Raw genomic sequence first — 21,398 nt, 5'->3', positions numbered from 1 at the left:
ACCACCTTAAGCGCTCAAGCCCGTCCGCGGGAGTACCCGACGCCGCCCGTGAGGTCGTATTCCTGCAGCAGCGGGTTGCCGTAGCGGTGATCTGTGGCGCTGATCGCCTGCTCATGCAGGAAGGCCAGCAGCTCCAGGCGACCGCTCACGGTGGGCGGTGCGGGGTACAGGGCGACCTCCACCCGGTCGGCGATCGCGGCGTGGAGTGCGGCATCGGCCTCGCCGAGCAGCCGGATCCGCATCCGCCGCAGCTGCGGCACCCGGGCGGCGAACTCCTCGGCGGTCTCCACCCGGACCTCGACCCCGGCCAGGTCGGAGGACGCGACCGTCTCGCGCAGCGCCGCATCGGCCAGGGACACCTCGACATCGGCACCGGCGGCCGCGGCGGCATGCAGCACGCGGGCGAGCCCCGTCGCCTCGGCGCCGTCGGCCGCGCGGATCACCGTCGGCACCGGTACGTAGCGCAGGATGTTGACCTCGCCGTGCAGGTCCTGGCGGTCCCGGGGCAGGAAGGTGCCGGCGAGATGGCGGCGGTCCGAGGCGCGGGCCTCCTCGAGCCAGGCCTCCCGGTCCGGGCGCGGATGCGCATCGGCCACGTCGACCAGCTGCAGCAGGTAGTTCGGGCCGCCGGCCTTGGTGGTCTGGCCGATGGCCGAGCGCTTCCAGCCGCCGAAGGCCTGGCGCTCCACGATCGCCCCGGTGATGCCGCGGTTGATGTACAGGTTCCCGGCCTCGACGTGATCGGTCCACCAGGCGACCTCGTCCGGGTCCAGGGAGTGCAGCCCGGCCGTGAGGCCGTAGGCGGTGCCGTTCTGGATGCGCACGGCGTCCTCGAGGGTGTCGGCGTGGATGATGCCGAGCACCGGGCCGAAGTACTCGGTGAGGTGGAACTCCGAGCCCTCTCGCACGCCGTCGCGCACGCCGGGCGTCCACAGCAGCCCCTCGGCGTCCAGCTGCTCGGGCTCGGCGATCCACCGCTCGCCCGGGCCGAGCTCGCCGAGGCCCTTGGCGAGCTTCTCGCCCGGGGGCTCGATGACGGGGCCCACCTGGGCCGTCGGGTCCGAGGGCAGGCCCACGTGGAGGCTGAGCACCGCATCGGCCAGCTGGGCGTCGAAGCGGCGGGACCGGGAGACCGAGCCGACGGTGATCACCAGGCTCGCCGCGGAGCACTTCTGGCCGGCGTGCCCGAAGGCGCTGGCGGCCACGTCCTTCGCCGCGAGGTCGAGGTCGGCGTGCGGGGTCACGATGATGGAGTTCTTGCCGGAGGTCTCCGCCTTGATCCGCAGCTCGGGACGCCAGGAGGCGAACAGGGCGGCGGTGTCGTAGGCGCCGGTGAGGATCAGCTGGTCCACCCGCGGGTCCGAGACCAGCGCCCGGCCCACCTCGTTCTCGGGGGCGTCGACGATGGTCAGCACGCCCTCGGGCACCCCGGCCTCCCGCAGCAGGCGGCCGATCCCCGCGCCGCAGCGCCGGGCCTGCGGGGCCGGCTTCATGACGACGGCGCTGCCCGTCACCAGCGGCGCCAGCACCGAGCCGGTGGGGATCGCCAGCGGGAAGTTCCAGGGAGGCGTGACCAGGGTCAGGCGGCGGGGGATCGCGACGATCTCCGACTGCGCGGCGAGGGCCTCCGCCTGGTCGGCGTAGTACAGGGCGAAGTCGATGGCCTCGCTGACCTCCGGATCGCCCTGCTCGAGGGTCTTGCCGGTCTCGGAGGCGGCCACCTCGAGCAGCTCCGCCCGATGCTGCGACAGCACCTGGGCGGCGCGCCGCAGCACGGCGGCGCGCTCCGCGGCGGGACGTGCCGCCCAGGCGGTCTGGGCCTCCAGCGCCTCGCGGCAGATCCGGTCGACGTCCTCGAGGGAGCCGATGCGGGCGGCCTCGGCCTCCGCCACCCCGAGCCGCGAGCCGCGGATCCGATGGGTGATGGTCTCGGCCCACTCCTGGTTCACCGGGGTGGACATGTCGGTGTCCGGCGTGTTGACGAAGGCGCCGGGGCGGGCCGGGAGCACGCTGCCGCCCAGCTCGGGCGGATCCGAGATCGCCTCCCGGGCCCGGTCCTGGTCGCGGTGGGTGGGACGCGGGTCCTCGCGCAGGGCACGGTCCAGGGACCGGCGGAAGCGCTCCTCCTCGCGGGCGAAGAGCTCCTCGGAGCGGTCCAGCTCGAAGACGGCGGACATGAAGTTGTCCGAGGAGGCGTTCTCCTCGAGGCGGCGCACCAGGTAGGACACGGCGACGTCGAACTGCTGCGGGGCGACGATGGGGACGTACAGGCGCATCGAGCCGACGCTCTCGCGCACCGCGGCCTGCTGGCCCGGCGCCATGCCGGCGAGCATCTCGAACTCGACCCCGCCCTCGACCCCGGAGGCGATGCCGCGGCGCTGCATGAGCAGGTGCGCGAAGGCGGCGTCGAAGAGGTTGTGGCCCGCGACGCCCAGGTGCACGGCCTCCAGGTGCTCGGGGCGCAGGGAGTCCAGCAGCACGCGCTTGTACTGCGCGTCCGTCTCCTCCTTGGTGTGGAACGGCGCCTGCTCGAATCCGTGGAGGGACGCGTCCACCTTCTCCAGCGCCAGGTTCGCGCCCTTGACGACCCGCACCTTGATCGGCGCGCCGCCCTGGGCGACCCGCCGGCGGGCGAAGGCGCGCAGGCGCTCCATCGCCCCGAGGGCATCGGGCAGGTAGGCCTGCAGGACGATGCCGGCGCGCAGATGCAGCAGCTCGGGCCGGTCCAGCAGACGCTCGAAGACCTGGAGGGTCAGCTCGAGATCCCGGAACTCCTCCATGTCCATGTTCAGGAAGGTGGGCTCCTCGGCGCGGGCCGCGTCCAGGTACAGCGGCAGGAGGGTCTCCACGATGTGGCGGACGGTGTCCTGCGCGCCCCACAGCGACAGGTGGTCGACGATGGAGGAGACCTTGATGGAGACGTAGTCGACGTCGGGCCGCGCCACGAGATCGCGCACTCCGGCCAGGCGGCGCCCCGCCTCGCGGGCTCCGAGGACGGCCTCCCCGAGGAGGTTGATGTTCAGCCGGGTGCCGTCCGCGCGCATCCGGGCGATGGAGCGGCCCAGCGGGGCATCGCGGGCGTCGAGGATCAGGTGGGAGACCATCTGGCGGAAGACGCGCTGCGCGACGGGCACCACCACCTGCGGCAGCAGCGGAGCGGCGCCCCCGCCGAGCGAGAGGATGCGGCGCAGCGGGGCGGGCAGGAAGGCCGGCGGCTCCGCGGCCAGGCGCTCGAGCTCCTGGGCCGCGGCCCGCGGATCCTCGGGCCGGATCACCCGGTCCACGAAGGCCACCGTGAACTCCAGCCCGCGGGGGTCCTTGAGCAGCTGCGCGAGCAGCCGCGCGGGGGCAGGGACATCATGCTGCGCAGCCGCGCGCACCCAGGCGCGGACCTGCTCGGTCACCGCCTCGGCGGAGACGTCGGCACGGGGGCGGTCGGGGCGGATGCCGGTCACGGGGCAGCTCCTGAGGGCGACGGGGTCGATTACACCGACGAGGCGGTCCCGTCATCGTATGTCCGCATCCTGGGCTCCGCTGACCATCCGGTCAGGCGCGGCTGGCCGCTCCCTGTGGCCTGTGCCACGATGGCATCGTCGGAACCAGAAGCCAGGCCAGCACCACCCCAGCACCCCAGGAGCAGCCATGAAGAAGGTCATCTTCATCCTCGGCATCGCCATCGGCGTCGTGATCGGATCCCGTCTCGGACGCGGACCCTACGAGTCCCTCGAGCGCGGGGCGCGGCGCGTGGCCGAGGACCCGCACGTGCGCGAGAGCGCCGAGCGCGCCCGCGAGACCGTCGTGCGGGCCGCGCACGACACGGCCGAGACCGCGAAGAAGAAGGCGCCCGAGGCCGCCGCTGCGGTCCGGGAGAAGGTCAGCGAGAAGGTCTCCGAGGCCAGCGGACGCCGCGCCGCGAGCCCCGCGGATCCCGACGAGGCATCCGATGCCGAGTCCCCGGAGCCGGACGACTCGGCAGCCGCCGTCGGGCTGGAATCCGCCGATCTCGGGTCGGGCGAGGCCGCCGCCCCCGGCGCCGACGCCGAGGGCGTGGCAGGCGGCGACGCCGAGGTCGGGGACGACAAGCCGCTCAGCTCCTGAGCGCCCCGCAGGACGCGGCCCCTGTCCAGCACGGACAGGGGCCGCGTCGCGCCGCCTGGCAGGGGGCCGCGTCGCGCCGCCGGGCAGGGGCCGCCCCCGCTGTCGGGCCTCCCGGACACGCCGCCGGTCAGGCGCCGCCGATCACGTGCTGCCCGGCCCGTTCCTGCTCCTGCATGAAGCACGTGCCGCACAGCGACTCGTAGGAGACGTCGGCGCCGTCGATGGCGACCTGGTCGCCGTGGAAGACGTGCACGCCGTCGACCAGGCGGCAGTTGAACTCGGCCTGCGCCCCGCAGCGGCACATCGTCGGCAGCTTCTCGAAGTTGTCCGCGAGCTCGAAGAGGCGCTGCGAGCCCGGGAACACGGCGGTGAGGAAGTCCGTGCGCAGCCCGTAGCAGATCACCGAGATCCCGTCGCGCTTGGCGACCAGGTAGAGCTGGTCGATCTGCTCCCGGTCCAGGAACTGCGACTCGTCCACGAGGACGCAGTGCAGCGGGCGCAGCCCCTGCGCATCGGCGGTGGCGCGGATGCGGGCGCGGAGGTCCTCGCCGTGCTCGACGAGCACGTCCACCCGGCGCCGGGCCCCGCCGCGGGCGACCACCCAGTCCTCGCCCTTGGTGTCCACCGCCGCCTTCACGGTGAGGGTCGCCAGGCCCCGCTCCTCGTAGTTGAAGGCGGTCTTGATCAGGGTGTCGGACTTCCCGGAGTTCATCGCTCCGTACTTGAAGTGCAGCTTGGCCATGCGCGGGGGAGCTCCGTGGGCGTCTCGGGAGGGATGTCAGAAGAAGTCGAGCACGCTGGGTCGCGGGCCGGCCAGCAGGGTATCGAGGAACGCCTCCGCGGCGGGGTCCGCGTCCGCGGCCAGCCCCAGGCGGCGGGCATCGGCCAGGCTGCGCCCGCCCGCCAGCAGGAGCGAGGCGGCGTGGATGTCCAGCCGGGCGCCCGGCGCGCCGGCGCCCGGATCCTCGTCGCGGCGCACGTCCGGCGGGGTCGGATCCTCGTGGGAGCCCGGGGCGTCCTCGGCCCGATCGGCGAGGCGATGCACGTGCACCGTCCCCTCCGACGCGCCGACCAGGAAATCCCCGGCCGCCGCGGCGACGGGCCCCGGACCTGTCGCATCGGTGACCCGGAGCCGGATGCTGCCGTGCAGCCCGTGGGGTGCGGGGCGGGCCTCCAGCGCGGCCGCGGTGTCGATCACCCGCATCATCACCAGGGGGATCACCTCCGGATCGGGGCGCACCCGCCCGCCGGGGATCACGTCGAGCAGCGGGTCGTCCTGCCGGGTGCGCACCAGAGCGGCATCGGTGACCGTGGACCACGAGGCCAGCGAGCGCAGCAGCGCGGCCACGTGCTCGCGGCGCCGCCCCAGCAGGTCGAAGACCTCCAGCCCGGTGCCCGCGGGACCGTCGGGGGTGCGGGCGAAGGAGAGGTAGCCCTGCGCCGTCCCCTCCGCGTCGCGCACCAGCACGGCCGTCCAGGGCGCGGCGGGCATCTCCTCCCCGAACAGCGGGCCCTCGCGCAGCAGCAGTCCGTTCCCGGCGTCGACGACCTCGCGGTACAGGGCGCGCACCTCGGGCATCGCGGCGGCGGTCACGGGGGACAGGTGCAGCCCCGCGGGCGCGGGGATGCCGCGCAGGTCCGCGAGCGGCACGACCAGGCGGTCGACCTGCGAGACCTTCTGGTAGCCGAGGGCGCGGTAGATGCCCGGATTGGAGGGGTAGAGCATCGAGAAGGCGTGCCCGAGCTGCGTGCTGCGGGCGATCGCTGCCGTCATCAGGCGCGCGAACATGCCGCCGCCGCGGTGGGCCGGATGCACCGACACCCCGCCGATGCCGCCGCAGGGGGCGATGCCCCCGCCGACGGCGATGCGGTCGTGGCGCACCGTGAGGGCGGCGGCGAGGCCCTCCCCGCCCGGGGCGTCGATGCCCAGCGGCGACTGCCCGGGACGGAAGGGCGCCGGGCCGGTGGCGCTCACGCTCCCGCCGAAGGCGAGGGAGCACAGCTGCTGGAAGGGGACGAGGTCGTCGGGGCCGAGATCGCGCACGCGCATGATCGGAGTCTAGTGGGGGCGCGGTCCGCGTCCCGGCTCGGCACGGGCATCGGGTGGGAGATACTGTCGGGGCCGCCAACCGGTGCATCGGCCGTGCCACGAGGAGGACATGGTGCCCAGGAACGGATCAGCGCAGGACCGCGGGCCCGCCCGGCCCCGCCCGCCCATCACGCGGCGCAGCCAGGCGCACGTCACGGGACGGGAGGCCCTGTCCCGGCGTCTCAGCGCCGGCGACCCGCTGAGCGCGCAGAGCCCCGCACGGCGCATCCCGGTGGGCGTGAGCACCTCCTCGGTGTTCCCCGCGAGCGTCGAGGAGTGCTTCCGGCTGGCCGCCGAGATCGGCTACGACGGCGTCGAGGTGATGGTCTCGACCTCGAAGGTCACCCGGTCCGTGCAGGAGCTCGCCGCGCTCTCGCGCGCCTACCGCCAGCCGATCCTCTCCCTGCACGCCCCGACGCTGTTCCTGCTCCAGCACGTGTGGGGGCTGGACCCGTGGGTGAAGATCGAGAGGACCGCGCAGATGGCGGTCGACCTCGACGTGCCCACCATCGTGGCCCACCCGCCGTTCCGCTGGCAGGGCTCCTATGCGCGCGGCTTCGTGGAGGGCGTCGCCCGCCTGCAGGAGAAGTACGGCGTGGAGATCGCGGTGGAGAACATGTACCCGTGGCGCCTGGGGGTGCGCGAGGCCATGATCTACCTGCCCGACCACGACCCCACCGACGAGGACTACCAGCACGTCACCGTGGACCTCTCCCATGCGGCGACCGCGGGGGACGACGCGCTGGCCATGATCGACCGCCTGGGCGACCGCCTCGCCCACCTGCACCTGGCCGACGGCACGGGGCGCACCACCAAGGACGAGCACCTCCCGCCAGGGGAGGGCAACCAGCCCTGCGCCGAGGTGCTGCGGCGGCTGTCCAACCGCGGCTGGCGCGGCTCGGTGCTGCTGGAGGTGAGCACCAGCGGCGGCGGGCCCGAGCATCGCGAGCGCGTCCTGCGCCAGTCCCTGGCCTTCGCCCGCCACCACCTGGGCCACGGGCTGGACTCGTAGCCGGCGCCGCGCCGTCCGGCGTGGCATCGGACACGCGGAGCGCACTCGCAGGCGCCGGGTGGAAGAATGCGTCCGGTGCGCTCCTGTGATCGGGGCGCCCGGACGCACGAGGACTGAGGTTGAAACGGCACATGGGGAACACGTCATTCGTCCACCGCAACGTGGCACTGCTCTCGGTGGAGGCGAGCGTCGCCCAGGTGCCCGTCACCTCGGACGAGATCGACGACATGCTCGCGCCGGCGCGGCGCCGCCTGCGGCTTCCCAAGGGCGTCCTGCAGCGCGTCGCCGGGGTGTACGAGCGACGCTGGTGGCGTGACCGGGAGAACGGCTGGAAGCAGGGCATCGTGCTCGCCGCCGAGCGTGCCATGGCCAAGGCCGGCATCACCCGCGACCAGGTGGGGCTGCTCATCAACGCCTCCGTGTGCCGCCAGCACCTCGAGCCCGCCGTCTCCGCGACCGTGCACCATGCGCTCGGCATGCCGCGCAGCTGCATGAACTTCGACATCACCAACGCCTGCCTGGGATTCGTGAACTCGATGACGATGGCCGCCGGCATGATCGACTCCGGCCAGATCGAGTACGCGCTGATCGTCGGCGCGGAGGACGTCGAGGAGGTCCAGCGCGGCACCATCGACCGCCTGAACTCCAAGCACGCCACCCGCGCCGACTTCAACAACCAGTTCGCGGCGCTGACGCTGGGCTCGGGCGCGGCCGCGGCGGTCCTCGGACGGGCCGACGCCCACCCCGAGGGCCACCGCATCAACCTCACCGAGGGGCGCGCCGGCACCGAGCATCACGAGCTGTGCATCGGGGACATGGACGACATGCGCACCGACTCGACCGGCCTGCTGGAGAACGGCGTCGAGCTGATCGTGGACACCTGGAAGGACGCGAGCTCCCGGGGACTCGACTTCAAGAGCATCGAGCACGTCATCCCGCACCAGGTCTCCATGGTCTACACCCGCAACTTCTCGAAGATCACCGGCGTGGGCATGGAGCGGATCCCCGTGACCTTCCCCGACTGGGGCAACGTCGCCGCCGAGGCCGTGCCGATGACCCTCGCCCATCACCAGGAGAACATCGCCCGGGGCGAGCGCGTGCTCATGCTCGGCGTCGGCTCCGGTCTGAACACCGCATTCATGGAGGTCACCTGGTGAGCACCCGCACCGCAGGACGTCGCCGCGCCGAGCCGGCGCCGGGCCCCGGCATCCCCGTCCTGCCGGGCGTGGACCCGGTCCACTCCCGCACCCTCGAGGTCCGCGACCACACCGGAGAGCTGCGCCGCTGGCACCTGCTGGACTCCGCGCCGTTCCTCGCCGAGCGCGGCATCACCCCGCGCGGCACCCTGCTGGCCGTCCACGGCAACCCCACCTACTCCTTCCTGTTCCGCTCCCTGATCCGGGAGGACATCCCCTGGCGCGTGATCGCCGTGGACCAGCTGGAGATGGGCTGGTCCGAGCGCACCGGCGTCACCCGGCACCTGCAGGACCGCATCACCGACCTGTCCCTGCTGACGGACGCCCTGTCCCTCCGGGGCCCCGTGGTGACCGTCGGCCACGACTGGGGCGGCATCGTCTCGGTCGGCTGGGCGCTGGACAACCGCCACGACCTGGCCGGGATGATCCTCACCAACACCGGCATCCACCAGGAGCTCGGGGAGTCGCTGCCGCGGGCGCTGCAGCTCGCCACGACCCCGGCGGTGCTGCCGGCGACCACCTCGATCACCGACGCCTTCATCCGCACCACCATCGCGATCTCGAATCCGCCGCTGCCGGCCGATGTCGCCCGCGCCTACCTCGCCCCGTACCGCGGCCGCGCCCGCCGCCGCGGCATCGAGGCCTTCGTCGCGGACATCCCCGCGCACGCCGACCACCCCAGCAGGCCCACCCTCGAGCGCCTGGCCGAGGGCATCTGCGAGGTGGAGGTCCCGACGCTCATGGCGTGGGGACCCAAGGACGTCACCTTCTCGGACCGCTATCTGCGCGACCTCGTCGCCCGGGTCCCGCATGCGGACGTGCACCGCTTCGAGGGCGCCAGCCACCTCGTGTGGGAGGACGCCGATGTGGCGGGCCTCGTGGCCCGCTGGCTCGAGCGCACCTTCGGCGCATCGTCCCGGCCCGCGCGCGCCGTGTCGACCTTCGCGCAGCAGGCCCCGGAGGGGCACGTCGGCGCGCCGATCGCGCGCCTGGCCGCCGATCCCGCCCACCGCCATGCGGACGCCGTCGTCGAGATGGGCGAGGACGGCAGGGAGCCCCGCCGGATCAGCTGGCAGCTGCTGCATTCCCGGGTCGAGGACATCGCCGCCGGCATGCTCGCCCACGGCATCGCCCCGGGGGACCGGGTGTGCGTGCTCATCACCCCCGGCGCGGACCTCACCGCGGTGCTGTACGCCTGCCTGCGCATCGGCGCCGTCGCCGTGATCGCGGACGCCGGCCTGGGCGTGGACGGCCTCACCCGCGCGGTGGTCGGATCCCACCCGGACTGGATCATCGGCATCGACAAGGCCCTGGCCGGGGCGCGCGCCCTGGGCTGGCCGGGACGGCGCATCTCCGTGGCCCGGAAGCCGACCCTGGACCGGGCGGCGCTGGGCATCGACACCTCCGTCTCCGAGCTGGCCGACGCCGGCCGGCAGATGCAGGAGCTCGGCGCCCCGCTGGACGCCCCCTGGCCCGATCCCGAGGCCGATGCGGCGGTGCTGTTCACCTCCGGCTCGACCGGTCCCGCCAAGGGCGCGGTCTACACGCACCGGCAGATGAGCGCGATGTTCACGGCCGTCGGGGACACCCTGCAGCTGGACCCGCAGCGCGGCCTGGTCGCCGGGTTCGCGCCCTTCGCCCTGCTGGGCCCCGCCCTCGGCGCCCCGTCCGTCGTCCCCGACATGGACGTCACCCGGCCGGGCGAGCTCACGGCGCAGGCGCTCGCCCACGCGGTCGACGCGCTCGGCGCCCCCGCCGTGTTCACCGCCCCCGCCGCCCTGCGCAACATCCTGGACACCTCCGGCGTGCTGGACGGCGCCGAACGGGCCGCGCTCGCGCGCGTGCCCAGCTTCTTCAGCGCCGGCGCCCCGATCCCCGCGCCGCTCCTGCAGGAGCTGCGCGTCCTCATGCCCGCCGCGCGCGCCCTGACCCCCTACGGCATGACCGAGTGCCTGGCCATCACGGCGATCGACCTCGAGGGCATCGAGGCCGCCGGGCCCGGCGCCGGGGTGTGCGTGGGCACGCCCGTGCCGCGGGTCGAGATCGCGATCGCCGCGATGGACGCGCTGGGGGAGACCACCGGGGAGATCACCACCGAGGCCGGGATCACCGGAGAGATCCTCGTCCGCGCCCCCCACGTGCGCGACCGCTACCTGATGCTCTGGGGCACCACCGACACGGCCAGCCGCTTCGAGGGCTGGCACGCCACCGGGGACGTCGGCCAGCTGGACGCGGCGGGCCGCCTGTGGGTGGAGGGCCGCGCCGCGCACGTCCTGGCGACCGCCGAAGGGCTGGTCACGCCCGTGCGCATCGAGGAGGCGGCCGAGTCGGTCCCCACTGTGCGCCGCGCCGGGGCCGCCGCCGTCGGCCCCGCCGGGACGCAGCAGGTCGTCGTGATCCTCGAGACGGAGGCGGACCACCGGCCCGGCAGGGCCACCCGGCCCCGCCCCGCGGACCCGGCGCTGCAGGAGGCGGTGCGCCGCGCCGTCCAGCAGCGCGCCGGCGTCCCCGTGACCGCCGTGTTCACCACCCGGTGCCTGCCCACCGACATCCGCCACAACTCCAAGATCGACCGGGCGAGACTGTCCGCATGGGCCGATGCGACCCTGCGCGGAGAGCCGGGGCGTCCCCTGTGAGCGCGCAGAAGGTCCTGGTCACCGGCGCCTCCGGGATGCTCGGGCGGCATGTGGCGACGACCCTGCGCGACCGCGGGGACAGCGTGCGCGTGCTCCAGCGCCGCAGCGCCGGAATCGACGGCGTGGAGGAGACCCTGGGGTCCCTCACCGCCGCGGAGGACGTGCGCCGCGCGGTGGCGGGGATGGACGCCGTCGTCCACGTCGCCGCGAAGGTGTCCATCTCCGGCCCCGAGTCCGAGTTCCGCGAGGTCAACGTCGGCGGCACCCAGGCCGTGCTGGACGCCATGCGCGGGGAGGGCGTCGCGCGGCTGGTGAACATCTCCTCCCCGTCGGTCGCCCATCTGGGCACGTCCATCGTCGGCCTGGACGCGACCCCGGCGGATCCGCGTCGCGCCCGCGGCCCCTACGCCCGCACCAAGGCCGCCGCCGAGCAGCTGGCCATGGCCGCCGACGCCGCCGGGCAGCTGATGGTCACCTCCGTGCGCCCCCACATCGTGTGGGGACCGGGGGACACCCAGCTGGTGGGGCGCATCGTCGACCGCGCCTCCCGCGGCCGGCTGCCCCTGCTGGACGAGGGCATGGCGCTGATCGACACCACGTACATCACCAACGCCTCCGATGCGATCGTGGCGGCGCTGGACCGCATCGAGGACGTCCACGGCGAGAGCTTCGTGGTCACCAACGGCGAGCCCCGCACCGTGCGCGACGTGCTGGGCGGCTTCTGCGACGCCGCGGGCGTGGCCCGCCCGCACCGGCAGGTGCCCGGCGCCGTGGGACGCTTCGCCGGCCGCGTCGTCGAGCGGATCTGGGAGCACCGCCCCGGCCACGACGAGCCGCCGATGACCGAGTTCCTCGCCGAGCAGCTCTCCACCGCCCACTGGTTCGACCAGCGCCGCACCCGCGAGCGCCTCGGATGGAGCCCGCGGGTGAGCCTCGACGAGGGGTTCGCCCGCCTCGCCGACTGGTTCGCGCAGAACCCCGTCCCCGCCCGCTGACCCGTCCCCTCCTCGCCCTCGCACCCCTGGGAGTCCCGCGATGACCACCGACCGGTCCCACGACCCCGAGCCCACCGACGAGGAGCTGCTCGCCGAGATCGACGCGGAGCTCGCCGCGGAGGCCGCCGTCCGGCGGCGCGCCCCCGAGCGCGTCACTGGCGCCGTGCTGCTGCTGGGCGGCGCCGTCTCCTGGGTGGCGGCCCTGGTGCTGATGATCGACAAGCTGTTCCTGCTGGAGAACCCCGGGGCGCAGCTGGGCTGCGACATCAACCCCTTCATCTCCTGCGGGGACGTCATGTCGACCTGGCAGGCGGCGACGTTCGGGATCCCCAACATGGCCATCGGCCTGGCCGGATACGCGATCATGGCGTGCATCGGCTCCCTGCTGCTGAGCGGGGCGCAGCTGCCGCGGTGGTTCTCCTGGGCGACCCTGGGCGGGATGACCTTCGCCTTCGGCTTCATCCAGTTCCTGGCGATCTCCGCGATCTTCGTGATCAAGGCCCTGTGCCCCTGGTGCATGCTCGTGTGGCTGATGACCGCGCCGATGTTCTTCGCCGTCCTCGCCCGCACGATCGAGTCCGGCACCTGGCGGGCGCCGGCGCCCCTCGCGGCGGTGCTGCGGCACTGGGTGGTGCTGTCGATCGCCTGGTACGCCCTGGTGGTCCTCGCGATCCTCGCCGGGTTCTGGCGGCAGTGGCTGTACATGGTGGGCCTGGGCTGAACCCCCGTGAGCCGGGGCTGACCGGGGTGGGGCCGGGCTGACCGGGGTGGGCCCGGCTGACCGGGGTGGGCCGGGGCTGACCGGGGTGGGGCCGGGCTGACCGGGGTGGGCCGCGGCCCAGGGGCAGCGGCCTCCCGACGGCGAGTGCCGGCTGACGAGCCGGGAAAGCCCACCTCCCGGCTCGGGAACCGGCGATCGCCGGGGCCGCTTCTCCTCCCCAGGGCGCGCCTGTCCACAGCCCTGCGGCATCGGAGGCGGGACCGTCGCCGGGTGCCTAGCGTCGGGGCATGGACCACGATCCCGTCCCGGAAGCCCGGCCCGGGCGGCACCGCCGCCGCGGCGAGCAGCTCGTCGCCGTGCGCGAGAACCGCGCGGGCCCGAAGGTGCGCCTGGCCGATCTGCCGCGGCCCAGCGCCACCGCCCTGCTGGGGCTGCTGGTGCTCGTCCTCATCGCGGCCGGCGCCATCCATCTCTCCACGCGCGGTGCGGCGATCCCGGCGGACGGCCACGGCACGGACGGCCAGGATTCCGCGGCCGCGCAGGAGGCCCCCTCCGGCACGGGCGTCGCCGCGGAGCCCACCGGTCCGGCGAGGACGGCGGGCGCGGGGGAGGCCGACGGCACGCGGGAGACCGCCGGCGCGGAGGAGGGCTCCGGCTCCTCGAGCCAGGGGACGGTGGTCGTGCACGTCTCGGGGCAGGTGGTCCGCCCCGGGGTGGTGGAGCTGCCCGCCGGGTCCCGGATCGACGACGCGATCGAGGCGGCGGGAGGGCCCGGGGAGGACGCCGACCTCGCGGCGGTGAACCTGGCCCGGCCCCTCGTCGACGGCGAGCAGATCCACGTCCCCGCGCCGGGGGAGGCCCCGCCCGCCTCCGCCGCGCCGGCCGATGCGCCGCCGGCCCCCGCACCGGGCGGCGCGGCCGACCCGGCCGGCGGTGCCCTGATCGATCTCAACACGGCCGACGCCGCCGCGCTGCAGGAGCTGCCCGGGGTCGGCCCCGCCCTGGCCGAGCGGATCATCCAGCACCGCGAGGCCAACGGTCCCTTCGCCGACGTCGCCCAGCTCGAGGAGGTCCCGGGGATCGGCCCCGCCACCCTCGCGAAGATCGCCCCGATGGCGACGGTCTGAGATGCTCGCCCGCTCCGACCTGCGCCTGGCGCCGGCGGCCGCGGCGCTGTGGGCCCTCGCGGGCGTCGGGGTCCACGGCGGCGGGCCGATGCTGCTCGCCGTCCTCGCGGCCGCCGTCTCGATCGTGCTGCTGGTCGGCATCCTCACCGGAGGAGGCGGGATGGCGCGGACGCTCGGCGCCCATCTCGGCCTGGTGCTGATCGGAAGCGTGCTGCTGGTGCCCGCGGCGCTCCGCCACGAGACGGCTGTGACCACCCTCCAGGACGCCGCGGCGCAGGGCCTCGTCCTCGAGGTCGACGTCGAGATCCTCGGCGACCCCGAGGTGCCCGATTCCGGTCCCGCCTGGGCGCGCGGCGGCAGCCAGGTGCTGGGGCGCACCGTGCCCGGTCCGGCACGGATCGGCCGGACGGCAGCGTCCGTGGGAGAGCTCCGCGTGCTGATCCGGGCCGAGGGCCCCGTCGCGGAGGAGGTCGCCGGGCTGCGGATCGGCGACCGGGTGCGGCTGCGGGGGACCGTGCGCGCCGCCGGAGACCTCGTGGTCCTCCTCCCGTCGCGGCTGACGGCAGCAGAGACCGACCAGGACTGGCGGATCGTGCCGCGCGATCGCGCCCGGGAGGCGACGGCGCACCTGCCCGTGGACGAGGCGGCCCTGATCCGCGGGATGACGACCGGGGACACGCAGGGGCTCAGCCCGCGCGCCGAGGACGCCATGCGCCGCGCCGGGATCTCCCATCTGGTCGCCGTGTCCGGCGCCAACATCGCGCTCGTCCTGGCCGCCGTGCTGGTGCCGCTGCTCCTGCTCGGGATCGGGCGGCGGGTGCGGATCGTGCTGGCGGCCGCGGTCTGCGGAGGGTACGTCCTGCTGGTCGGGCCGGAGCCGAGCGTGCTGCGCGCGGCGACCATGGCCGCCCCGCTGCTGCTGGCCCGTTTCGTCGGGGTGCGAGCGTCACCGGTCGCCGCGCTCGCCCTGACCGTGGCGCTGTGGGCGAGCCTGGACCCGGTGACGGCGTCCTCGGCCGGCTTCGTGCTCTCGGCCCTGGCCACCGCCGCGATCCTGATCCTCGCACCGCCGCTGGCCCGGGCCCTGGCATCGATGAGCCGGGGCCGGGTGGGGGAGAGGGCCGCACTGGTCCTCGCCGTGCCGCTGGTGGCCCAGGCGGCCTGCACCCCGGTGCTGGTGCTGCTGACCCCGGAGGTCTCCGTCTGGGCGGTGGCGGTGAACATGGCCGTCGCGCCGATCGTCGCGCCCAGCACGGTCCTGGGCATGGTGGCCCTGCTGCTCGCCGTGATCTCCCCGGCGCTGGCGGCGCCCGTCTACGACATCGCCGCCGGAGGCGCGCATCTGGTGCTGCTCACGGCCCTGACCGCGGACGCGCTGCCCGGCGCGCGGATCCCCGTCCCGGAGGGCGCGGCCGGAGCCCTCGGCGCGGTCGTCCTGATGACCCTGGGGGCGGCGGCCCTGGCCGCGCGCCGCCGCCGGCTGGTCCGTTTCGCGCTCGTGGCCGTGCTGGTCGCCGCCCTCGCCCCGCCCCTCGCGACGCGGCTCCCCGGCGGCCGCGACCAGGTCTGGATCGTCGCCGCCTGCGCCGTGGGGCAGGGGGACGCCGTGCTGCTGCGGCCCGCCGACGCGGCCACGACGATCCTCATCGACACCGGCCCGGACCCCCGCGCCCTCGCCGCCTGCCTGGACCTGCTGGGGGTGCGACGCATCGACCTGCTGGTGCTGACGCATCCGCATGCCGACCACGTGGGCGGCACCGCGGCGCTGACCGGGACCCGCACCCCGGCGCGCCAATGGACCTGCCCGCTGGAGGAGGCGAGCATCGGTATCACGGACGCCGTCGCGGCCGAGCCCGTGACCATCGGCGCCGCATGGTCGGGGCCGGGCCTGGACGTCGAGGTCCTGTGGCCGCCGGACGCCGCCACCGCCCGCTCCGCCGCGGCGCGGGAGGACGGCGGCGGCGAGGGGGACGCGGCCAACGACTGCTCGGTCGTGATCGCCGCGACATGGGCCGACGGCACGCGGTACCTCGGCCTGGGGGACCTCGAACCGGTCGCGCAGCGGATGTTCGCGGCGCTCGCGCCGGCCCGGGCCGACATCGTCAAGATCGCCCACCACGGCTCCGCCCGCCAGCACGCCCCGCTGTACGAGCAGCTCTCGCCACAGGTGGTGCTGGTCACCGCAGGGCAGGAGAACTCCTTCGGGCATCCCACGCGCAGAGCGCTCGAGATCGCCCGAGGGCAGACGCCGCATGTGGGCCGCACCGACGTCCACGGGACCGTCCTCGTCCCTCCCGGGGACATCACCGCTCTGCGGGCCGTCGGTGCGGCCCGATAGGATCGACCGGCGCCGTCGGACCGACCACGGCCGCCTCAGCAGGAAGGACCCGCACGTGAGCGATGTGGCCTGGCACAGCGTGGACCTCGCGCCGGTGATCCTGATCCACGGCACCGAGCCGCTGATCGCCTCCCGCGCCCTGGAGCGGCTGCGGACCCAGGCCCGCGAGCACGACCCCGACGTCGCCTTCCACGACCTGGGCGGGGACTCCGGCGCCGGCGCCCTCAGCCAGGTCACCAGCCCGTCCCTCTTCGGCGAGGCGCGCTTCGTGGTGATCCCCGAGCTGCAGTCCGCCTCGGAGCAGATGATCGCCGACGTCCAGTCGTACCTCGCGGCGCCCGAGCAGGACGTCACCCTCGTCCTCGTCCACCGCGGCGGCAACCGGGGCAAGAAGCTCCTGGACGCCGTGAAGAAGGCCGGGGTGCCGCGGGTGGCCGCCGATCCGATCAAGCGCGCGGCGGACAAGCAGACCTTCGCCGCCTCCGAGTTCAGCCGGGCGGGCCGCCGCATCCAGCCCGAGGCCGTCGGCGCGCTGGTGGACGCCTTCGGCGCCGATCTGTCCGAGCTCGCCGCGATCTGCCGGCAGATCATCGAGGACACCACGCCGGAGCCCGGCGCTCCTGCCCCGACCATCGCCGTCGAGGACGTCCATGCCCTCACCGCGGGGCGCGTGGAGACCACGGCCTTCGCCGTCGCCGATGCCGCGATCGCCGGTCGCGAGGCGGAGGCCCTGCAGCTGCTGGCCCAGGCGCAGCTCGTGGGCGCCGAGCCCGTGCCCATGGTCGCCGCGATCGCCTCGAAGATCCGCTCCCTGGCGAAGGTCTCCGCACCGGGCGCCTCCGCCCGCACCCTCGGGATGCCGGACTGGATGATCCGCAACCTCTCCCGCGAGGTGCGCGCCTGGAACGACCGGTCCCTGGCCCTGGCGATCGAGGCCGTCGCCCAGGCCGATCACGAGGTCAAGGGCGCCGGGCGCGACCCCGCCTGGTCGGTGCAGCACCTGATCATCCGCATCTGCGGGGCGCGCCGCCAGCGCTGAGGTCCCGCGGCCGACGCCCCGTGGCCGGACGCCGCGCGGCCGGTGCCGCGCGTGCGCTGGGGACGGGCGTTCCGCCGATGCGGTGGACGCCGCGATGCCGGCGAGCCGCGGACGCTGCCGCGCGGGGGCGCGGAGGTTCGATAGACGTCCGGACATGACGACGGGCCCGGTGCGGAGTGTTCCGCACCGGGCCCGTCGTCCACCCCGTCAGACGGGGCAGCAGCTGAGCTGCGAGGTCACTTGGCGACGCCGGCGACCAGCTTGGCGAGACCGGACTTGCGGTTCGCGGCCTGGTTCTTGTGGATGACGCCCTTGGAGACGGCCTTGTCCAGCTTGCGCGCGGCGGTCTGCAGCGCGGTGCCGGCAGCAGCGGCGTCGCCGGCGGCCACGGCGGTGCGGACCTTGCGGACGTGCGTCTTCAGCTCGCTCTTGACGGCCTTGTTGCGCAGACGCGACTTCTCGTTGGTGAGGATCCGCTTCTTCTGGGACTTGATGTTTGCCACGAGGACTTCTCTCTTGTGCTGTGGGTGGTGGAACGCCCGCACCAGCTGAGGTGCGGTCCTGACGGGGACGGGCGGTGGGGATCGCCTGGAGACGTCGGGACCGAGTCGCTGTCGCGGTCACACATCCGGATCGCACGGCCGCTTCACCCGAGACACGGGAGGGACCACGGCGTGCGCGCACCGGACGGTATGTCACACATACAAGGGTCGAGGTTACCAGAACGGTGTCCGCCGTTCAGCACCTGCGCAGCGTGTCACGCATCCCATTCGTGCACCTCAGAGGGCGCGCGACCGGTCAGAGGCTCCAGCCGTGCACCTCGCGCACCACGCGCGCGACCTGGTCGTAGCGCTCCCGGGACAGCTTCGCGCCCTCCCGGCGCACGGAGGCGGGGCGCAGCCGCAGCAGGCGGTCGGCGCGGACCTCGGAGTCGCGGCCGCGGGAGTCCCAGGCGCCGGTGCCGATGTCGACCCAGGTGGCCCCGTGCTCGTCGACATGGACCGCGTCGCCGCGGTCACGGGAGGTGAGCATCAGGGCCACCAGCACCTCGCCGTGCTCGTCCCTCTCGCGGGCCAGCACGAGGACCGGCCGGTCCTTGCCCCGGGTGATGTCCTCCTCGAAGGGCACCCACGCCCAGGCGATCTCGCCCGGGTCGGCGTCCTCGTCATCGCGCGGGGAGTAGTCCAGCGCCAGCGGCGGGCTGCTCGGGCGGTCGGCCAGGGCGCCGTCGGCCGCCTCGGGCCCGGAGCCCGGTGCGCCCTGCCGGGAGCGGGCCTCCTGCGCGAGGTCGGCGCCGGACCGGCCCGCCGTCCCGCCGGAGGTCCCGTCGCGACGATCCTGCACCGCATCGACCACGGACCTGCCGATGTCGCGGGCGGCGCGGCGGGCTGCCGGGGAGCGCAGGACGGAGCGCAGGACGGAGGAGAACCGGGAGGCGAGCGACATGACAGCGAGCGTACCCATCCGCGCGGAGTCGGTCACGGCGAGGTCGCGGTGGACGGAACGGTGAAAGGCCGGGCCGCGGACGGTGTTAGATGGAGGCATGTCAGGCGCATCACTCTTCGAGGGATACGGAGCCGAACCCGCCGGCGACGAGATGTTCGCTGCGGACGGCGCGGTCCGCCCCACCTACGAGCTCCTCCACGACGCCCTGTCCAGCCTCGGGGAGGAGGAGTTCCGCTCCCGATCCGAGTCGCTCGCCCGCACCTATCTCGACCAGGGCGTCACCTTCGACTACGCGGGGGAGGAGCGGCCATTCCCCATCGACGCGATCCCCCGGATCATCGCCGCCGAGGAATGGGCGGAGGTCTCCATCGGCATCGCCCAGCGGGTCCATGCCATCGAGGCGTTCCTCGATGACCTGTACTCCGACCGCGCCGCGGTGGCCGACGGGGTGATCCCGGAGAGCCTGATCGCCTCCTCCGACGCCGTGGTCGAGGCGATGCGCGGCTACCGGCCCCCCAACGGCGTGCGCATCCACATCTCCGGGATCGACCTGGTGCGCGACGGCGAGGGCGGATTCCGCGTGCTGGAGGACAACGTGCGCACGCCCAGCGGCGTGTCCTACGTGCTCTCCAACCGTCGCGCCATGGCGCACACCTTCCCGGAGCTGTTCGCCTCCGCGCCGGTGCGCAGCGTCGACGAGTACCCCGGGCGCCTGCTGCGCGCCCTCGAGGCCGCCGCCCCGGACACCGCCGGCGAGCAGCCCACCGTCGTGGTGCTCACCCCCGGCCGCTACAACAGCGCGTACTTCGAGCACTCGCTGCTGGCGCGCACCATGGGCGTCGAGCTCGTCGAGGGCAGCGACCTGGTCGTCTCCTCCGACCGCGTCTACATGAAGACCACCGCCGGGCTGCGCCGCGTGGACGTCATCTACAAGCGCACCGACGACGCCTTCCTGGACCCGGAGGTGTTCCGTCCCGACTCGGTGCTCGGCGTGCCGGGCCTGGTGCGCGCGATCCTCGCCGGGCACGTGGTGGTCGCCAACGCCATCGGCAACGGCATCGGCGACGACAAGCTCACGTACACCTACATCCCCGATCTCATCCGGTACTACCTGCAGGAGGAGCCGATCCTGCGCAACGTGGACACCTGGCGCCTGGAGGACCCGTCCTCCCGCGAGGAGGTCCTGGACCGCATCGACGAGCTCGTGGTCAAGCCCGTGGACGGCTCCGGCGGCAAGGGCATCGTGGTCGGCCCGACGGCGAGCCGGGACGAGCTCGACGCGCTGCGCTCGCGGCTGCTGGAGGATCCGCGCGGCTGGATCGCCCAGCCGATGGTCCAGCTGTCCACCATCCCCACCCTGGTGGCCGACGGGCCCCGGCCCCGGCACGTGGACCTGCGCCCCTTCGCCCTGAACACGGGCGAGGACGTGTGGGTGCTTCCCGGCGGCCTGACCCGCGTCGCCCTGCCGGAGGGCGAGATCATCGTGAACTCCTCCCGCGGCGGCGGCTCCAAGGACACCTGGGTGATGGCCTCCTCGACCCCGACCCGGGTGGAGGTGCCGACCTCGACCGGCTACATCCGCGTGGTCGAGGCCTCCGGAGAGGACGAGCCGCTCGAGGACCTCTCCGTGCCGGCCGATGCGCCCCCGGTCGAACCCGATCCCGTCACCACCGCCATCCCGATCATCGACGCGGAGGAGCTGCAGACCCAGGAGCAGCTGCTGGGCGCCGAGGACCCCGCCGAGGAGGAGCGCGATGCTCAGTAGGATCGCCGACGCCATGTTCTGGATCGGCCGCTACGTCGAGCGGGCCGATCAGACCGCCCGCATCCTCGACGTCAACCTGCAGGCCGTCACGCAGGAGCCGGCGTCCCTGGTCACCGGTCGCTGCCGGCAGGTGCTGGGGATCTTCGGCATCGAGGCGGAGGAGGGGGAGGAGCCGGGCGTGCAGCGCCTGCTGGACCTGCTGGCCGTGGACCGCGGCAACCCCTCCGCCGTCGCCGGCGCCCTGCAGACGGCCCGCGAGAACGCCCGCGGCGCCCGCGAGGTGCTCTCCACCGAGGTGTGGGAGTCGCTGAACACGACCAGCCACGGCGTGCCGCGGGCCCTGCGCCCCTCGCGCATGCACGGCTACTTCCAATGGGCCAAGGACCGCTGCGCGGTGGTCAACGGCCTCGTGGACGCCTCCATGACCCGCGACGAGGCGTGGCTGTTCTGGCAGCTGGGCAGCACCATCGAGCGGATCGACATGATCTCCCGCATCCTGCAGTCCCACGACCTCGAGGACACCTCCGACGCCAACACCGTGATGCTGCTGCGCACCTGCAGCGCCCACGAGGCGTACATCCGCTCCTACCGGGGCCAGGTCGATGCGGCCGATGCCATCAGCTTCCTGCTGCTGGACACCTTCTTCCCGCGCTCCATCGCGCACTGCCTGGCCCAGCTCGACCAGGCCCTGGACGCGCTGGCGAAGGTCCACGGGCACGCCTTCGACCGCTTCGGGACGCAGGACCCGGCGCGGCGCCTGGCCGGGCGGGCCCTGGCGAGCCTGCGCTACCGGACCCTCGAGGACATCACCGCGGACTTCGACGAGGAGATGGAGCACATCCAGATGGTCACCGGCGCCCTCACCCGGGCGCTGGACACGGCATATTTCCGCCCGATGGCCTGAGCTCCGGGCCGGGCATCGGCCCCGCCGGCGCG

16 protein-coding genes are annotated in these 21,398 nt (G+C 74.2%); 11 read left to right on the top strand and 5 right to left on the bottom strand.

Annotated elements, in window-relative coordinates:
- Window positions 1–14: 14 nt before the first annotated feature.
- Window positions 15–3,455: a bifunctional proline dehydrogenase/L-glutamate gamma-semialdehyde dehydrogenase gene (locus ABD234_RS02030; RefSeq protein WP_344353662.1), complete on the bottom strand. Its 3,441-nt coding sequence runs from the start codon at window positions 3,453–3,455 to the stop codon at window positions 15–17.
- Window positions 3,456–3,642: 187 nt separating this feature from the next.
- On the opposite strand from ABD234_RS02030, the gene ABD234_RS02025 reads away from it, so the two are divergent.
- Window positions 3,643–4,098 carry a prolipoprotein diacylglyceryl transferase gene (locus ABD234_RS02025; RefSeq protein WP_038370079.1) on the top strand — a complete coding sequence of 152 codons (456 nt, stop codon included), beginning with the start codon at window positions 3,643–3,645 and terminating at the stop codon, window positions 4,096–4,098.
- Window positions 4,099–4,225: 127 nt separating this feature from the next.
- Here the strand turns inward: ABD234_RS02025 and ABD234_RS02020 are convergent, their stop codons facing one another.
- Both ABD234_RS02020 and ABD234_RS02015 read right to left on the bottom strand, forming a co-directional pair.
- The gene (locus tag ABD234_RS02020) at window positions 4,226–4,840 is read right to left on the bottom strand and encodes a thymidine kinase (RefSeq protein WP_038370081.1); all 615 of its coding nucleotides are present in this window, start codon (window positions 4,838–4,840) and stop codon (window positions 4,226–4,228) included.
- 36 nt (window positions 4,841–4,876) lie between these two features.
- The gene (locus ABD234_RS02015; protein WP_038370082.1) at window positions 4,877–6,148 is read right to left on the bottom strand and encodes a GNAT family N-acetyltransferase; all 1,272 of its coding nucleotides are present in this window, start codon (window positions 6,146–6,148) and stop codon (window positions 4,877–4,879) included.
- 109 nt (window positions 6,149–6,257) lie between these two features.
- On the opposite strand from ABD234_RS02015, the gene ABD234_RS02010 reads away from it, so the two are divergent.
- The 8 genes from ABD234_RS02010 (at window position 6,258) to holA (ending at window position 17,251) form a co-directional block, all read left to right on the top strand.
- Window positions 6,258–7,199, top strand: a complete 942-nt coding sequence (locus ABD234_RS02010; RefSeq protein ID WP_051486371.1) for a sugar phosphate isomerase/epimerase family protein — start codon at window positions 6,258–6,260, stop codon at window positions 7,197–7,199.
- Window positions 7,200–7,330: 131 nt separating this feature from the next.
- Window positions 7,331–8,356, top strand: coding sequence for a 3-oxoacyl-ACP synthase III (locus tag ABD234_RS02005; RefSeq protein ID WP_038370083.1), 1,026 nt, complete (start codon window positions 7,331–7,333; stop codon window positions 8,354–8,356).
- Window positions 8,350–11,031: an alpha/beta fold hydrolase gene (locus tag ABD234_RS02000; RefSeq protein ID WP_038370475.1), complete on the top strand. Its 2,682-nt coding sequence runs from the start codon at window positions 8,350–8,352 to the stop codon at window positions 11,029–11,031. The genes ABD234_RS02005 and ABD234_RS02000 overlap by 7 nt, the downstream gene beginning before the upstream one ends.
- Window positions 11,028–12,026 (top strand): NAD-dependent epimerase/dehydratase family protein, encoded by a 999-nt coding sequence (locus ABD234_RS01995; RefSeq protein WP_038370084.1) that lies wholly within the window; start codon window positions 11,028–11,030, stop codon window positions 12,024–12,026. Before ABD234_RS02000 ends, ABD234_RS01995 begins: the two co-directional genes overlap by 4 nt.
- A gap of 40 nt (window positions 12,027–12,066) precedes the next feature.
- On the top strand, window positions 12,067–12,747 hold the full coding sequence (locus ABD234_RS01990; protein ID WP_051486372.1) for a vitamin K epoxide reductase family protein: 681 nt from the start codon (window positions 12,067–12,069) through the stop codon (window positions 12,745–12,747).
- Between the two features lie 287 nt (window positions 12,748–13,034).
- Window positions 13,035–13,874, top strand: coding sequence for a ComEA family DNA-binding protein (locus ABD234_RS01985; protein WP_084148162.1), 840 nt, complete (start codon window positions 13,035–13,037; stop codon window positions 13,872–13,874).
- A 1-nt stretch (window position 13,875) separates the two neighbouring features.
- Window positions 13,876–16,212: a ComEC/Rec2 family competence protein gene (locus ABD234_RS01980; RefSeq protein ID WP_038370085.1), complete on the top strand. Its 2,337-nt coding sequence runs from the start codon at window positions 13,876–13,878 to the stop codon at window positions 16,210–16,212.
- Between the two features lie 55 nt (window positions 16,213–16,267).
- Window positions 16,268–17,251, top strand: coding sequence for a DNA polymerase III subunit delta (gene holA, locus ABD234_RS01975; RefSeq protein WP_038370087.1), 984 nt, complete (start codon window positions 16,268–16,270; stop codon window positions 17,249–17,251).
- A gap of 236 nt (window positions 17,252–17,487) precedes the next feature.
- Here the strand turns inward: holA and rpsT are convergent, their stop codons facing one another.
- Both rpsT and ABD234_RS01965 read right to left on the bottom strand, forming a co-directional pair.
- The gene (rpsT, locus tag ABD234_RS01970) at window positions 17,488–17,754 is read right to left on the bottom strand and encodes a 30S ribosomal protein S20 (protein ID WP_038370088.1); all 267 of its coding nucleotides are present in this window, start codon (window positions 17,752–17,754) and stop codon (window positions 17,488–17,490) included.
- Window positions 17,755–18,049: 295 nt separating this feature from the next.
- Complete coding sequence (locus tag ABD234_RS01965; protein WP_038370089.1) at window positions 18,050–18,697, bottom strand: type II toxin-antitoxin system PemK/MazF family toxin; 648 nt, start codon at window positions 18,695–18,697, stop codon at window positions 18,050–18,052.
- Between the two features lie 97 nt (window positions 18,698–18,794).
- On the opposite strand from ABD234_RS01965, the gene ABD234_RS01960 reads away from it, so the two are divergent.
- Both ABD234_RS01960 and ABD234_RS01955 read left to right on the top strand, forming a co-directional pair.
- Window positions 18,795–20,462, top strand: a complete 1,668-nt coding sequence (locus tag ABD234_RS01960) for a circularly permuted type 2 ATP-grasp protein (RefSeq protein ID WP_051486373.1) — start codon at window positions 18,795–18,797, stop codon at window positions 20,460–20,462.
- On the top strand, window positions 20,452–21,366 hold the full coding sequence (locus ABD234_RS01955) for an alpha-E domain-containing protein (RefSeq protein WP_038370090.1): 915 nt from the start codon (window positions 20,452–20,454) through the stop codon (window positions 21,364–21,366). Before ABD234_RS01960 ends, ABD234_RS01955 begins: the two co-directional genes overlap by 11 nt.
- The last annotated feature ends 32 nt before the right edge of the window (window positions 21,367–21,398 follow it).

Source organism: Brachybacterium phenoliresistens, assembly GCF_039530785.1.
GTDB lineage: Bacteria > Actinomycetota > Actinomycetes > Actinomycetales > Dermabacteraceae > Brachybacterium > Brachybacterium phenoliresistens.
This window is presented reverse-complemented; position numbering and strand designations above follow the sequence as displayed.